Genomic DNA, 13,624 nt, shown 5'->3' on the forward strand with positions numbered 1-13,624 from the left:
TGCCTGTGCTGATCCGGGACGGCGTGGATGCGCCGGTTCTGGCCTGGCGGGGGGCGGATGTGCGGGCGTTGGGGGCGCGGCGTCTGAGCCTGGCCTTGGGCGAAACGACGCAGGAGAGCGACCTCTTTCAAGCCATGCATGGCGAAACGCCGCCGACTGACCTATTTTCCTAGAAAGACTGCTGATCGGCGGGGCCTGAGGGCGCGCGCCGAGAAACCGAGGACCGAATGAATCTGCGTAACTTCGCCATCTGGGGCGTGATCCTGCTGGGTCTGGTCGCGGTCTACGCCGCCATCGGCCAGAACGGCGGCGCGGCCATGCCGGGCGCCAAGGGCGCGGCGGCCAGCCGTCCCGATCCCATCACCTATTCGCAGCTGATCACGGCCATCAACGGTCAGGAGATCAAGACGGCGACGGTGCGCGGCGACACCGTGACCGGCGTCTACAAGAACGACAGCAAGTTCACGACGGTCACGCCCCTGCCCAACATCGACCTGGTCGACAAGATGCAGGCCGCGGGCGCCGTGGTGGACGTCAAGAGCACACGCCAGCCCTGGTGGTCGGGCCTGCTGGGCCTGTTGCTGCCGGTGGCGCTGATCATCGCCTTCTGGTTCTTCATCATGAACCGGATGCAGGGCGGGGCCAAAGGCGCCATGGGCTTCGGCAAGTCCAAGGCCAAGCTGCTGACCGAGCACAAGGGCCGCAAGACCTTTGACGACGTCGCCGGCGTGGACGAGGCCAAGGAAGAACTGCAGGAGGTCGTCGACTTCCTGAAGGACCCGGGCAAGTTCCAGCGTCTGGGCGGCAAGATCCCCAAGGGCGCCCTGCTGGTGGGCCCTCCCGGCACCGGCAAGACCCTGCTGGCGCGTGCGGTGGCGGGCGAGGCGGGCGTGCCCTTCTTCTCGATCTCGGGTTCGGACTTTGTCGAGATGTTCGTCGGCGTCGGCGCCAGCCGCGTGCGCGACATGTTCGAGCAGGCCAAGAAAAATGCGCCCTGCATCATCTTCATCGATGAAATCGACGCCGTCGGTCGTCACCGCGGCGCGGGTCTCGGCGGCGGCAACGACGAGCGCGAGCAGACGCTGAACCAACTGCTGGTCGAGATGGACGGCTTTGAGTCCAACGAAGGCATCATCCTGATCGCCGCGACCAACCGTCCCGACGTTCTGGACCCGGCCCTGCTGCGTCCGGGTCGCTTCGACCGTCAGGTCGTGGTGCCGAACCCGGATGTCTCGGGCCGCGAGCGCATCCTGCGCGTCCACATGAAGGACGTGCCCCTGGCGGCCGACGTCAACACCAAGACCATCGCGCGCGGCACGCCGGGCTTCTCGGGCGCCGACCTGGCCAACCTGGTCAACGAAGCCGCCCTGATGGCCGCCCGCAAGGACCGGCGCATGGTCACGCACCGCGACTTCGAGGACGCCAAGGACAAGGTCATGATGGGCGCCGAGCGCAAGTCCATGGCCATGAACGAGGAAGAGAAGCGCCTGACCGCCTATCACGAGGGCGGCCACGCCATCGTCGCGATCAACGTCAAGATGGCTGATCCGGTGCACAAGGCGACCATCGTCCCGCGCGGCCAGGCCCTGGGCATGGTGATGCAGCTGCCTGAAGGCGACCGCTATTCGATGAAGTACCAGCAGATGGTCGACCGCATCGCCATCATGGCCGGCGGCCGCGTGGCCGAGGAGATCATCTTCGGCAAGGAGAACATCACCTCGGGCGCCTCCTCCGACATCCAGCAGGCGACCAAGCTGGCGCGGCGCATGGTGACGCAGTGGGGCTTCTCGGACGTGCTGGGCACGGTGGCCTACGGCGAGAACGAGCAGGAGGTCTTCCTGGGCCACTCGGTCGCGCGCAGCCAGAACATCTCGGAAGAGACGGCGCGTCTGATCGACAGCGAGGTCAAGAAGCTGGTCACGTCGGGCTGGGACGAAGCGCGCCAGATCCTGACCGACAAGGCGGCGGACCTGGAGAAGCTGGCTCAGGCCCTGCTGGAATACGAAACCCTGTCGGGTCAGGAGATCACCGACCTTCTGGAGAAGGGGATCACCCCGAACCGCGACGAGGCCAACTCGCCTGTGCCGGGCCCGTCGGTTTCGGTGCCGGTGACGCCGGTGTCGGACGGGGTGGAAATCGAGACGCCGAAGACCGAGCCGGCGGCGGCGCCGACGACGAGCGTGCCGACCGCCTGATCCTTTCGGATTGGCTGACATGACGAAGGGGCGGGCCGCAGGGCTCGCCCCTTTTTCGTGCGCTAAGTGCTGGCGCGCGCCTGTTGCTCTTCCTTCCCGTTGGCTGAGGGGAACGGGGCGGGGATGGAGCGCAACATGGCCGATGGAGCGCATGAGGCGAGGGCCCCGTCCCCCGCGGCCTATGGGACAGGGGCTGCCTCCACCCCCACCCAACCCTCCCCCCTTGAAGGGGAGGGTTTTGCAACTTTCACAGACTAGTTTGTAATTCAGACTAGTCTGTGAGATATGGCGTTATCCGAAACAGGAGGGCGCCATGACGGCATCCGCATTCGACCAAGGCGAGCGGCTTCACGGACTGGACGGGCTGCGGGGCGCGGCCCTGCTGCTGGGGGTGGTGCTGCATGGGACCCTGTCCTTCTTTCCGAGCCAGATATGGATCGTGGGCGACGACCAGACCTCGGTCTGGGCCAGCGGCCTCTTCTTCGTCATCCATCTGTTCCGCATGGCGAGCTTCTTCCTGATCGCGGGCCTGTTCGGCCACATGATGCTGAAGCGGCGCGGGACGGCGGGCTTCATCAAGAACCGGCTGATCCGCATCGCCGGACCGCTGGCGGTCTTCTGGGGGCCGGTGATGGCGGGGGTCGTGGCGGTGCTGGTGTGGAACGCCTCGCTGCACGGTCTGACGGCGGCGGATGCGCCGCCGCCGCCGACCTATGACTGGACCAATATCCCGCTGACCCATCTGTGGTTCCTGTGGGTGCTGCTGTGGTTCTACGCGGCCTTGGTGATCGGGCGCGCCCTTGTGATCCGGTTGGATAGGGCCGGTGCTGTGGGGCGTGGTCTGGACCGGATGGCGGGCGGGCTGATCGGCCCGTGGGGACCCCTCGTGCTGGGCGCGCCCCTGGCCGTGGCCCTGTGGCTGGAGCCGAACTGGATCGCCTTCTTCGGCATTCCGACGCCGGATGCGGGGCTGGTGCCCGAAACCTCGGCCCTGGTCGGCTTTGGCCTGGCCTTTGGCTTTGGCGTCCTGCTGGACCGGCGGCGCGACCTGCTGGCGAAGATTGCGGCCTGGACGCCGGCCTATCTGGGGCTGGCCCTGGGGGCGGGGACGACGGCGCTGATGCTGTCGGGCGGGCCGACGCCGGTGTTGACGCCGATGACCGATCCGGCGGCCAAGGCCATGACGGCGGCGGCCTTTGGCGTGGCGACCTACGCCTCGATGTTCGCCGTGGTCGGACTGGCGCTGAAGTTCTGGTCGGGACACAGCGGGCTGCGGCGTTATCTGGCCGACGCCTCCTACTGGATCTACATCGTCCATCTGCCGCTGGTGATGGCGGCGCAGGTGGTGGTGCAGGACTGGACCATGGTCTGGCCGATCAAGCTGGCCGTCGTCGTGGTCGGCGTCATGGCCGTGTCGCTGGCCAGCTATGAGCTGATGGTGCGTCACGGCGTCATGGGGCGCTGGCTGAACGGGCGGCGCACGCCCTGGCGTCGGGCGCGCGTCAGCGTGCTGGTCGCCGCCGAATAGCTTGCCAACCTTGGCGGCTGCGTCCATCCGAAGGGGGCAGCCGCGTCGCGCCAGGAATCACCCGATGACCGACAAGTCCCGCACGCCCGAAGCCGACCTCGCCTTCATGCGCTCCATCGTGGAGGGGAGCGGGCGGCCGCCCATGACCCTGGCCATCTGTTATCTGGCGGGGGGGCTGCTGTACGGCCTGCAGTGCCTGTTCCACATCGGCCAGGTGGTCGGGCTGATCCGCTGGCCCGACCTGGCCAATCTGATCTTCGTGGTCGGCATCACCACGGCCTTTCTGGCGGTGCTGACCTGGGCCATCCTGAAGGACCGTAAAGCCGGGCCGTCCAACCGGGGGCCGCTGGCGACGCGGGTCATGAACGCCGCCTTCAACGCCACGGGCATGGCCAATGCGGCGGTGGTCATCGTCTTCGCCGTGGGGGCGGTGCGGGATCAGGATTTCGCCGTCTGGCTCTATTACGCCGCCATCGTCTTCGCCCTTCAGGCGGCGGCCTGGTATGTGGCCTGGGTGCTGAAGAAGAAGGGCTGGATGCTGGCGGTGTCGCTGGGCGGATGGGTGACGGCGGTGGCCCTGGGCGTGCTGGTGCGCCAGCCGATGGCCTATCTGGGGGTGTGCACCCTGGCCCTGTTCCTGCTGTTCGCCCTGCCGGGCTGGGTCATGTTCCGCGACGCGCGCGCGAGCATCAGGGCCGCCTGACGCCATGGGACTGGCGGATGACTTTGGACGGATCGACGAGGTCATCCACGGCCGCATGCGGCTGGGGATCATGGTCTATCTGGCCGATGTCGAGGCGGCGGACTTCACCGAGCTGAAGACGGTGCTGGAGGCGACCCAGGGCAATCTGTCGGTCCACCTGAAGAAGCTGGAGGAGGCGGGCTATGTCGCCATCAGCAAGAGCTTCGTGAACAACAAGCCCCTGACCCGCATCGCCATCACGCCGGAGGGGCGGACGGCGTTTGCGGCCTATCTGGAGGCCCTGGGCGGGTTGATCGGGCGGAAGGGCTGAGGGCCACCGGAGAGGGGCGCGCCGACACCCCTCATCCGTCTCGCTTCGCGAGCCACCTTCTCCCACAAGGGGAGAAGGGTTTTACCAGCGCAGGGTCTTTCAGTGGGGGGCGGACTCGATCGGGTCAGCGTCTTCCACCAGGACCGGGGTCAGTTTGCGCACGGCGCCGGTCGGGTCGGGCCAGTTGATCGACTGGCCTTCGGTCAGGCCGATCAGGCCCGCGCCGACGTGCGACAGGATCGAGACGCGCCCGGCGTCGATGTCGGCTTCGTGCGGCAGGACCAGCTGGACGCGGCGGACCTCGGGGTGGCGTTCATCGGCGTAGTGCAGCCAGCGGTTCAGGCCGACAGCGCCCTTGGGCAGGTCGACGGCCTTGCAGACCTTGGCGCGGTCCAGCTCCTGTTGCAGCAGGCCGGCGGGGCCCGTGCCCGGCAGGTCGCCGACCAGGCGGTCCAGGGCGTCGAAATCCTCCTGGCTGAGGATGATGGCGGGCAGGGCCGGAGGGCGGCCGCGGGTCTTGGCGGTGGTCATGTCGATTCTCGATGTGAAGAAAGGGAAGAAGGGGTCAGGCGGCCGAGGGGCCGTCGTCGTCGTCGCTCTCGTCGCCTATGTCGTCATAGGGGGGCGCGGGCTCGGGCGAGGGCGTGGGCGGCGGCGTCGCGGGGCGCCTGAAGGGAATGATGTCGGCGCCGCGCGTGGGCGCAGCGACGTCCTGGGGATCGTCTTGACGATGGGTCATGACATGCGTGTTCGCGGGCGCCGCTGGGGCGAACGCGATCCTGATTGGTGAAGACTAGGGAAAAAGCGAAGCAACGCGCCCCGTAGCGGACGACAGCAAGCTGGCCGCTACGGGTTAAAGGCCTTCGACGCGGCGACCCGCGTGGGTGAGGCGTCGAGCCTGGCTGACGAAACGTTCCATAGTGGGTAGAGGCTGGGCCTCAGCGCGCGGAAAGTCAAACCGGCGCCCCGGGAGTTCTTGTCGCATGAGCCTTCAATCCCTTGTGAAGCCGCCTCTGGTCCCCCCTCTCGTGATGGGCATCGTCAACGTGACGCCCGACAGTTTCTCCGACGGCGGGCGGCTGGCGACGCAGGAGGCGGCGCTGGCTCATGCCCTGGGGCTGATCGCGCAGGGCGCGGATGTGCTGGACATCGGCGGCGAGAGCACGCGGCCGGGGTTCGAGCCGGTCAGCGAGGATCAGGAGATCATGCGCACCCTGCCGCTGATCTCGGCGCTGCGGGCGCGCTGGGACGGGATGATCAGCATCGACACCATGAAGCCGGGGGTGGCGCGGGCCGCCGTGGCGGCGGGCGCGACGATGTGGAACGACGTGACGGCGCTGATGCACGATCCCGACAGTCTGGCGACCGCCGCCGAGCTGGGCTGCGCCGTGGTGCTGATGCACATGAAGGGGCCGCCCAAGACCATGCAGGACGACCCGCGCTATGACGATGTGACAGCCGAGGTGGTCGCCCATCTGGCGGCGCGGGCCGAGGCGGCGATGGCGGCGGGAGTGGCGCGCGAGAAGATCTGGCTGGACCCCGGCATCGGCTTCGCCAAGACGACGGACCACAACCTGACGCTGACGGCGCGGTTGGAGGCCCTGGCCGAGCTGGGCTTTCCGGTGCTCTACGCCGCCAGCCGCAAGCGCATGGTTCAGGGCGTGGACGCGACGGCGGTGGAAGCCGGCGACCGGCTGGGCGGGTCGCTGGCTCTGGCGCTGGAGGGGGCGCGGCGCGGGGCGCGGATGGTCCGCGTGCACGACGTGCGCGAGACGGTGCAGGCGCTGAAGCTGCAGGCGGCGGTGGCGAACGCCGCCTGCTGACCTACTCCAGGTTCAACTGCCAAGAGACGCCGAAGCGGTCATTGACCCAGGCGAAACGGCGGCTGAAGCCGTAGTGGCCGGGGGGCATCAGGACGGCGCCGTCTTGTGACAGAGCGGCGGCGAGGCGGTCGACCTCGGCCTCGTCGCGGCAGAGGCGGAACAGCGACATCGACGGGGTGAAGTCGAAGGCGTGGCGGATAGTGCTGTCGTTGGCCAGGACCTCCAATCCCTCGATCGAGAGGCGGGCCATCATGATCAGGCCGTCGCCGCCGGGCGTTCCGGGGGGATAGGGCTGGCTCGACAGGATGCGGGTCTCGGGCAGGGTGGCGACGTAGAAGTCCAGGGCTGGGGCGCACTGGCCGTTCTGGAACATCAGGAAGGGCGTGGTGGTCATGTCAGGTCTCCGGTTTTCCGGCGACCGCCGCCGCATAGGCGTCGCGCAGGGCGGTCCAGCGGGGCCAGCGCCACGGATGGGCCGCGCTGCGGGCGGCGTCATCCAGCCCCTCCATGTGATGATGCCAGCCGGCCAGGGTGTTGGCGATGTTGGATTCCCAGTCGCGCGGCATGCGGTGGATCAGGGTCAGGCAGGTGCCGTCGCCGTCGGGCGTCAGCCGCCAGGAGACGACCGAGTCGGCGCCGCCGAAGGTGTGCTCGAAGCGGGTGAAGGGCTGGAAGACCAGGACCTCATTGGCCTGTCGGCGGACTTCGGGGGTGTCGGGGAATTTCTCGGTCGCGGGCTGGCGGAAGTTCAGGTCCATGTGACCGCCGGGGCGAGGGTCGATCACGGCCTCGGCCAGCCAGCAGGCGAGGCCCTGCGGCGTCGTCAGGGCGGCCCAGACGCGCTGCGGCGAATGGCGCAACCGGCGCTCGAAACGGATTTCGTAGCCGCCGTCGATCTCATGCCATCGGCCCTGATCCTCGGCCAAGTCCGGTGTCGGGGTCAGCGTGTCGGTCATTGCGGAAACTCCTTGTCGAGGTGGCTTTCAAGGGCGTCGAGGCGGTCGACCCAGAAGCGGCGGTAGGGCTGCAGCCAGGCGTCCAGTTCGGCCAGGGGGGCGGGGTTGAGGCGGTAGAGGCGCCGCTGGGCGTCCTTGCGCACCGTGACCAGGCCCGCCTCGCGCAGCACCGACAGGTGTTTGGATACGGTCGGCTGGCTGATGGGCAGGGCGTCGACGAAGTCCCCGGCGGGGCGTTCGCCGTCGGCCAGCATGGCGACGATGGCCATGCGGTGCGGTTCGGACAGGGCTTGCAGGGCGAGGTTCATGAGTATCGTCTATCGGCTATATAGCTATCTGTCAATGTAAAGGGCGTTGCCTATGTGGCGGGCTTGGGTCATGCAGCCGACATGTCCTGGCTGATGTCTGTAAATCCGTGGTTGGTGCTCGTGGTGGCGGGCCTGTTCGAGGTCATGTGGGCCTCGGGCATCAAGTATGTGGGCGTGCAGCGGCCGCTGCTGTCGCTGGGCGTGGTCCTGGCCTTGATCGCCAGCATGGTGGGGCTGTGGATCGCCACGCAGAAGCTGCCGGTCGGCACGGCCTATGCGGTGTGGACCGGGATCGGCGCCGTGGGCGCGGCCGTGGTGGGCGTCGCCGTCTATGGCGAGCCGGCGACGGCGGTGCGGGCGGTCTGTATCCTGCTGATCGTGGCCGGCATTGTCGGGCTGAAGCTGTTTTCGGGAGCGCACTGATGGGCGAGCATGATCTCCCTCAAGCAGTCTCCGACCGCGTCGGAGACGATAGGGACCACAAAAGAGGAAGAGTGCTCATTCTCGCCGGGTCGGACTCCGGCGGCGGGGCGGGCGTTCAGGCCGACATCAAGGCGGTGACCATGCTGGGCGGGTTCGCCGCCACGGCGATCACGGCTGTCACCATTCAGAACACCCTGGGGGTGCACGGGGTCTATCCCCTGCCGATCGACGTGATCGAGGCCCAGGCAAAGGCCGTGCTGGACGACATCGGGGCCGACGCCCTGAAGACGGGGATGCTGGGCTCGGTCGAGGTGGTCGAGGCGGTGGCGGGGCTGATCGACTATGCCGACAATGTGCCGACGGTGGTGGACCCGGTGATGATCGCCAAGGGCGGTTCGCCCCTGCTGGAGGATCGCGCGGTCGAGGCGGTGCGGCGGCTGATGGTGCCGCGCGCGGCCCTTTTGACCCCCAATGCGCCGGAGGCCGAGGCCCTGACCGGGATCGCCGTGGCCGATCTGGACGGCCAGCGTCGGGCGGGCGAGGCCCTGCTGGAGATGGGCGCGCGGGCGGTGCTGATGAAGGGCGGCCACGTGCCGGGCGAGACGGTGATCGACCTGCTGCTGACCCGCGACGGCGAGACGGTGCTGGAGAGCGAGCGCATCGACACGCGCCATACGCATGGGACCGGCTGCACCCTGGCGAGCGCGTGCGCCGCGGGGATCGCCAAGGGCCTGCCGCTGCAGGTCGCGGTGGCCGAGGCCTGGGCCTATGTCGCCGAGGCTATCCGCCGGGCGCCGGGTCTGGGGCAGGGGCATGGGCCGCTGGATCACGGCTGGCCGCTGCGGGGCCGCTAGCTTTTTCCTCCACATGACATGGGGAGGAAAGAGGTTGGCGGGCTTTCGGAATCGCCTTCAGACGGCGCCATGACCCTAGAGACCCGACTGATCGAGATTGTTCGCGCCGACGCAGGCCTCATGCATTTGCTGAGCGTGATGCGGGACCTGGACCTGCCGGACTGGCGGCTGTTTTCGGGGGCCGTCTATCAGGCGGTGTGGAACGCCCAGACGGGGCGGGCGACCGGCTATGGGATCAAGGACTACGACATCGGCTATTTCGATCCCGACACCTCGTGGGACGCCGAGGATGTGGTGATCAAGCGCGTCGCCGCGGCCTTTGACGAGCCGGTGCGCGAGCAGGTCGAAGTCAGGAACCAGGCGCGGGTCCATATCTGGTTCGAAGGGAAGTTCGGCGAACCCTATGAGGCGCTGACCTGCACCGATGACGCCCCGGCGCGGTTCGTGGCGCCGGCCTTCGCCGTGGGGGTGCGGCTGGAGAAGGACGATACGATCAGCGTGGTCGCGCCGTTCGGGCTGGAGGACGTGTTCGACCTGATCATCCGGCCCAATCCCGAGCGGGGACTGGCCAAGGGCTGGGACAGGGTCATCGCCAATGCACGCGGGCGCTGGCCGGAGGTTAGGGTGGTGGAGCCGGGCTGATCTCGGTCGTCATCCCGGCCGAAGCGTAGCGGAGAGCCGGGACCGCCCAAGACGCTGCGCTTCCTGCGGTCCCGGATAGCCCTGCGGGCTTCCGGGATGACGGCTGAGGATACGAAAAGGGCGCGACCCTTGCGGATCGCGCCCCTCGGCAGGGCCTCTGACAGGGAGGGGTGAGGCCCCGGTTGGCTCAGCCGTTAGTGGCGGCGGCCGTTGTGGTCGTTGCGCTCGTAGCGGACCTTGGCCGACAGGCGGTCATAGCGACGGTCCAGGTCCTGGCGTTCCCAGCGGGTCAGGCCGCCGCGCTGATACTGGCGCTCCAGACGGACCAGGCTGTTCAGTTCGTCCTTCAGGCGCGAGGCCTCGCGGGAGCTGAGCTGGCGGGTACGGACGCCCTGATCGATGCGGCGGTCGAGGTTGTACTTGCGCTGGGCGATGGCGTTCCAGCCGTTGTAGTTCTGCTCATAGGAAGGGCCGCGCGAGGGGCTGTGGCGGTCATAAGATTGGGCGGCGGCGGGCAGGGCGGCCGAGGCGACAGCGACGGCCAGGGCGGGGATCAGCAGTTTCTTCATGGTCTTGCTCCTTTGGATCGTCGCAACCGGATGGGCTGCGTTGACCCAAAGAGACCACCCGACGGCTGAGCCGCATCTGAACAGCGCGTTTCAGGCAGCGTTCATCAGCATGAGAACTTGGTCATGTTCGTTCCCGTGGGTCTTATGGGCGACAGCGACGGAGAATCCGCGTCCCCGCGTTCCTTGTCCGGATGAACAGCGATAGACTGCGCGTTCAGCCCCTGTTCAGAGGCCGTCTTCTAGAAATCGAACCATGATGCGTATTCGAGCCCTCCTGCTGGCCGGCCTGATCGCCCTCGTCCCCGTTGCGGACGCGGCGGCCCAGTCGCGCGGTCGAGACCGGGATCGTGACGAAGCCCAGTCCGGGGACCGTCGCGAGCAGCCCCGGAACTATCCGGGTCAGGGGCTGCGCGATGCGCCCCGCTCGGCGCCTCGATCCTCGCCGCGCGCCGACCCCGGCGACATTGCGCGCCGGGTCCAGTCGGGTCGCCCCGGCCGGATGCTGGGCGTGCAGGAGCGCGGCGGCGACTATGTGGTGCGTTGGGAATATCCGGGCGGTCGCGTGTCGGACATACAGGTTGACGGCCAGTCCGGCCGGGTTCGCGGAGACGACTGAATGCGGGTGCTGCTTGTCGAGGACGACGTCGATCTGTCGCGCCAGCTGAAGACCGCCCTGGGCGACGCCGGATACGCTGTCGACCACGCCCCCGACGGCGAGGAGGCTTGGTTCCTGGGCGACACCGAGCCCTATGACGTGGTGGTGCTGGACCTGGGCTTGCCCAAGATCGACGGGGTGTCGGTGCTGGAGCGCTGGCGCCGCGAGGGCAAGACGACGCCGGTGCTGATCCTGACGGCGCGCGGCGCTTGGTCGGACAAGGTGGCGGGCTTTGACGCCGGGGCCGACGACTATCTGACCAAGCCGTTCCATACCGAGGAGCTGCTGGCCCGCCTGCGCGCCCTGCTGCGGCGTTCGGCCGGCCATGCGGCGGCGACCCTGACCTGCGGCGGTCTGAGGCTGGACCCGCGCGCGGCGCGGGCGACGGTGAACGGCGAGCCGCTGCGGCTGACCTCGCTGGAGTACCGCCTGCTGCACTACATGATGATGCATCAGGGCCGGGTCATCAGCCGGACCGAGCTGGTCGAGCACCTGTATGATCAGGATTTCGACCGCGACTCCAATACCATCGAGGTCTTCGTCGGGCGGTTGCGGAAGAAGATCGGGTCGGACCGGATCGAGACGGTGCGGGGCCTGGGCTATCGCCTGTCGCCGCTGGCCGGCGAAAGCGACGCGGCCTGATTTCGGATGATCGACGCCGGGGCGGCTGAAGCGCCCGCCAAGCCTGAGAAAAATGAATGGGGCCGCTGGTTCGGCCGGCCGGGAAAGTCGCTGACACGGCGGCTGATCTGGCTGGCCTCGGCCTGGATTCTGGTGGCCCTGCTGGTCACGGGGGTGGTGCTGACCTCGGTGTTTCAGGAATCGGCGCTGCGGCGGCTGGGCAACACCCTGAGCGACACCATCGACGAGGCGGTGGTCGCCGCCACGATCACGCCCGAGGGCGAGGTCTTCGTCGGTGAGATTCAGGACGCGCGCACCCAGCGCCTGCTGTCCGGCAAATACTGGATGGTGGCCGAGCAGGGCCCGGACGGGCAGTTGCAGGTGGTGGCGCGCTCGGCCTCTCTGGGACAGACCGACCTGGAATACGCGCCCGATCTGGGGGGGCGGCTGAAGGCGGCGTTCGGCCAGACCATCAGCTACAACGCCGACGACGGCCCCAAGGGCGAGCCGCTGCGCATCGCCGCCAGCATGAAGCAGCTGCCGGGGCGCACCGCGCCGGTGGTTTTCTTCGCCGGGATCGACCGCTCCGACATCGACGCCGATACGCGCCAGTTCGCCACCGTGACCTGGGTGGCCATGCTGCTGCTGGGAGCGGGTCTGGTCTCGGCGGTCTTCATTCAGGTGCGGGTGGGGCTGCGCCCCCTGTTCGACCTGCGCGACGAGATTTCGGATGTGCGCAAGGGCCGCTCGCACCGGGTCGGGGGCGTCTATCCGCTGGAGATCCAGCCCCTGGCCGAACAGGTCAACCGGCTGCTGACCCATAATCAGGAGACGGTGGAGCGCCAGCGCACCCACGTCGGCAACCTGGCCCATGCGCTGAAGACGCCGCTGGCGGTCATGCTGGCCGAGGCGGGGACGAGCGAGGGCGTCCTGCCCGACATGGTGCGCAAGCAGACGCGCGTCATGCAGGACCAGGTCGATCACCACCTGCGCCGCGCCCGCGCCGCCGCCCGCGCCGCCCACGGCCTGGGCGAGCGGACTCCGGTGGGCGAGGTTCTGGACGAACTGGCGGTCATGCTGGAGCGGGTGTTCGAGACCAAGGGGGTCGAGATCGACTGGCGCGCGCCGGACGAGCTGGCCTTCCTGGGCGAGCGTCAGGATTTGCAGGAGATCTTCGGCAACCTGATCGAGAACGCCGCCAAGTGGTGCAAACGCCGGGTGCGGATTTCAGCCGGGGCCTCGGTGCCCGGCCAGATGATCGTGGTGGTCGAGGATGACGGGCCGGGCCTGCCCGCCGACCAGCGCGACGCCGCCCTGAAACGCGGCGCTCGCATGGACGAGGACACGCCGGGGACGGGCCTGGGCCTGTCCATCGTCGAGGACCTGACGCGGGCCTATGGCGGGCGCGTCACCCTGGCCGACAGCGAGATGGGCGGGCTGAAGGTGCTGCTGGAGCTTCCGGCGGCGGAGGCCTAGCGCCGCTTTCGCCGTGAGCGGTTGGGCTGAAGGTCTGGCAGGGGGGGAGCGGACTTCAGCTAGCCTAACGTTGCGTTGGTGTGGTGGCGGCGGATGCGTTCAGCCAGTTAAGTTGATGTCCGGGCCGCGGGTAGCAACCATCTGGCCGTCCGGTGCTGAGCACGTCACCCTCATGTTCCCCAGCGGCGTCGGAAGCTGAACAATCCGAACGGCGTCGACGTTGGTAGAAACGACAGCAGCCACACCGTACTCAACTGCGAGTCTGTCTTGGAAATCCCGGCAATCGTCGAACTGGATGCTGATGACAGCATATGAGTGGCGATCAGCTTCCAAGTGCATGGCCGCCTCTAGGGCCGCACGATCCCATTGTGGTTCCTGGCTGCAAGACCCGGTGCCGACGCAGGCGGAAAATAATAAAGCGCGAAGCATACAGCCAGCCTGACGTACAGAGGGCAGGGTGACAATCAATATCGGCCCTAGGCCTCCCAAGGGTTGAGGTCTGCAATGGATCGAGGCTGTGTGAAAACGCCTCCAGCTCGAGCGAATTAGGTTAGCCTTCTG

General features: G+C 68.0%; 17 protein-coding genes. 11 read left to right on the forward strand and 6 right to left on the reverse strand.

The window, feature by feature from the left end; all coding sequences use genetic code 11:
• Positions 1-227 precede the first annotated feature (227 nt).
• The 4 genes from ftsH to DXK21_RS15550 all read left to right on the forward strand — a co-directional run bounded on the left by ftsH (position 228) and on the right by DXK21_RS15550 (position 4,736).
• Entirely contained in the window at positions 228-2,195 is a 1,968-nt protein-coding gene (ftsH, locus tag DXK21_RS15535; RefSeq protein ID WP_114818677.1) for an ATP-dependent zinc metalloprotease FtsH, read from the forward strand.
• A gap of 313 nt (positions 2,196-2,508) precedes the next feature.
• On the forward strand, positions 2,509-3,723 hold the full coding sequence (locus tag DXK21_RS15540; RefSeq protein WP_114818678.1) for an acyltransferase family protein: 1,215 nt from the start codon (positions 2,509-2,511) through the stop codon (positions 3,721-3,723).
• Between the two features lie 64 nt (positions 3,724-3,787).
• Positions 3,788-4,426 carry a hypothetical protein gene (locus DXK21_RS17075; RefSeq protein ID WP_114818679.1) on the forward strand — a complete coding sequence of 213 codons (639 nt, stop codon included), beginning with the start codon at positions 3,788-3,790 and terminating at the stop codon, positions 4,424-4,426.
• Between the two features lie 4 nt (positions 4,427-4,430).
• Entirely contained in the window at positions 4,431-4,736 is a 306-nt protein-coding gene (locus tag DXK21_RS15550; RefSeq protein ID WP_114818680.1) for a winged helix-turn-helix domain-containing protein, read from the forward strand.
• Positions 4,737-4,835: 99 nt separating this feature from the next.
• Here the strand turns inward: DXK21_RS15550 and DXK21_RS15555 are convergent, their stop codons facing one another.
• Both DXK21_RS15555 and DXK21_RS16630 read right to left on the reverse strand, forming a co-directional pair.
• On the reverse strand, positions 4,836-5,267 hold the full coding sequence (locus tag DXK21_RS15555; RefSeq protein WP_114818681.1) for a GreA/GreB family elongation factor: 432 nt from the start codon (positions 5,265-5,267) through the stop codon (positions 4,836-4,838).
• A gap of 34 nt (positions 5,268-5,301) precedes the next feature.
• Entirely contained in the window at positions 5,302-5,475 is a 174-nt protein-coding gene (locus DXK21_RS16630; protein ID WP_162790716.1) for a hypothetical protein, read from the reverse strand.
• A 244-nt stretch (positions 5,476-5,719) separates the two neighbouring features.
• Between DXK21_RS16630 and folP the strand changes: the two genes are divergently transcribed.
• Positions 5,720-6,559 (forward strand): dihydropteroate synthase, encoded by an 840-nt coding sequence (folP, locus tag DXK21_RS15560; protein WP_114818682.1) that lies wholly within the window; start codon positions 5,720-5,722, stop codon positions 6,557-6,559.
• Position 6,560: 1 nt separating this feature from the next.
• Here the strand turns inward: folP and DXK21_RS15565 are convergent, their stop codons facing one another.
• Genes DXK21_RS15565 through DXK21_RS15575 form a run of 3 tightly spaced genes read right to left on the reverse strand, consistent with a single transcriptional unit; the run spans position 6,561 to position 7,823 of the window.
• Positions 6,561-6,953: a VOC family protein gene (locus DXK21_RS15565; protein ID WP_114818683.1), complete on the reverse strand. Its 393-nt coding sequence runs from the start codon at positions 6,951-6,953 to the stop codon at positions 6,561-6,563.
• 1 nt (position 6,954) lies between these two features.
• Positions 6,955-7,515: an SRPBCC family protein gene (locus DXK21_RS15570; protein ID WP_114818684.1), complete on the reverse strand. Its 561-nt coding sequence runs from the start codon at positions 7,513-7,515 to the stop codon at positions 6,955-6,957.
• On the reverse strand, positions 7,512-7,823 hold the full coding sequence (locus DXK21_RS15575) for an ArsR/SmtB family transcription factor (RefSeq protein WP_114818685.1): 312 nt from the start codon (positions 7,821-7,823) through the stop codon (positions 7,512-7,514). The genes DXK21_RS15570 and DXK21_RS15575 overlap by 4 nt, the downstream gene beginning before the upstream one ends.
• An 81-nt stretch (positions 7,824-7,904) precedes the next feature.
• On the opposite strand from DXK21_RS15575, the gene DXK21_RS15580 reads away from it, so the two are divergent.
• The 3 genes from DXK21_RS15580 to DXK21_RS15590 all read left to right on the forward strand — a co-directional run bounded on the left by DXK21_RS15580 (position 7,905) and on the right by DXK21_RS15590 (position 9,742).
• A complete protein-coding gene (locus DXK21_RS15580) occupies positions 7,905-8,246 on the forward strand; it encodes a DMT family transporter (protein WP_114818686.1) in 342 nt (113 codons plus the stop codon).
• 71 nt (positions 8,247-8,317) lie between these two features.
• The gene (thiD, locus tag DXK21_RS15585; RefSeq protein WP_114818687.1) at positions 8,318-9,100 is read left to right on the forward strand and encodes a bifunctional hydroxymethylpyrimidine kinase/phosphomethylpyrimidine kinase; all 783 of its coding nucleotides are present in this window, start codon (positions 8,318-8,320) and stop codon (positions 9,098-9,100) included.
• Between the two features lie 69 nt (positions 9,101-9,169).
• The gene (locus DXK21_RS15590) at positions 9,170-9,742 is read left to right on the forward strand and encodes a nucleotidyltransferase family protein (RefSeq protein WP_114818688.1); all 573 of its coding nucleotides are present in this window, start codon (positions 9,170-9,172) and stop codon (positions 9,740-9,742) included.
• Between the two features lie 194 nt (positions 9,743-9,936).
• On the opposite strand, the gene DXK21_RS15595 is transcribed toward DXK21_RS15590, so the two are convergent.
• Positions 9,937-10,311 (reverse strand): hypothetical protein, encoded by a 375-nt coding sequence (locus DXK21_RS15595; protein ID WP_114818689.1) that lies wholly within the window; start codon positions 10,309-10,311, stop codon positions 9,937-9,939.
• Between the two features lie 253 nt (positions 10,312-10,564).
• On the opposite strand from DXK21_RS15595, the gene DXK21_RS15600 reads away from it, so the two are divergent.
• From DXK21_RS15600 to DXK21_RS15610, 3 genes are read left to right on the forward strand one after another with little or no spacing between them, the layout of a single operon-like run.
• The gene (locus DXK21_RS15600) at positions 10,565-10,927 is read left to right on the forward strand and encodes a hypothetical protein (protein WP_114818690.1); all 363 of its coding nucleotides are present in this window, start codon (positions 10,565-10,567) and stop codon (positions 10,925-10,927) included.
• Positions 10,928-11,608 carry a response regulator transcription factor gene (locus DXK21_RS15605; protein ID WP_114818691.1) on the forward strand — a complete coding sequence of 227 codons (681 nt, stop codon included), beginning with the start codon at positions 10,928-10,930 and terminating at the stop codon, positions 11,606-11,608.
• A gap of 6 nt (positions 11,609-11,614) precedes the next feature.
• Positions 11,615-13,063, forward strand: coding sequence for a sensor histidine kinase (locus DXK21_RS15610; protein WP_114818692.1), 1,449 nt, complete (start codon positions 11,615-11,617; stop codon positions 13,061-13,063).
• Positions 13,064-13,624: the final 561 nt, after the last annotated feature.

Source organism: Brevundimonas bullata, from assembly GCF_003350205.1.
Taxonomy (GTDB): domain Bacteria; phylum Pseudomonadota; class Alphaproteobacteria; order Caulobacterales; family Caulobacteraceae; genus Brevundimonas; species Brevundimonas bullata.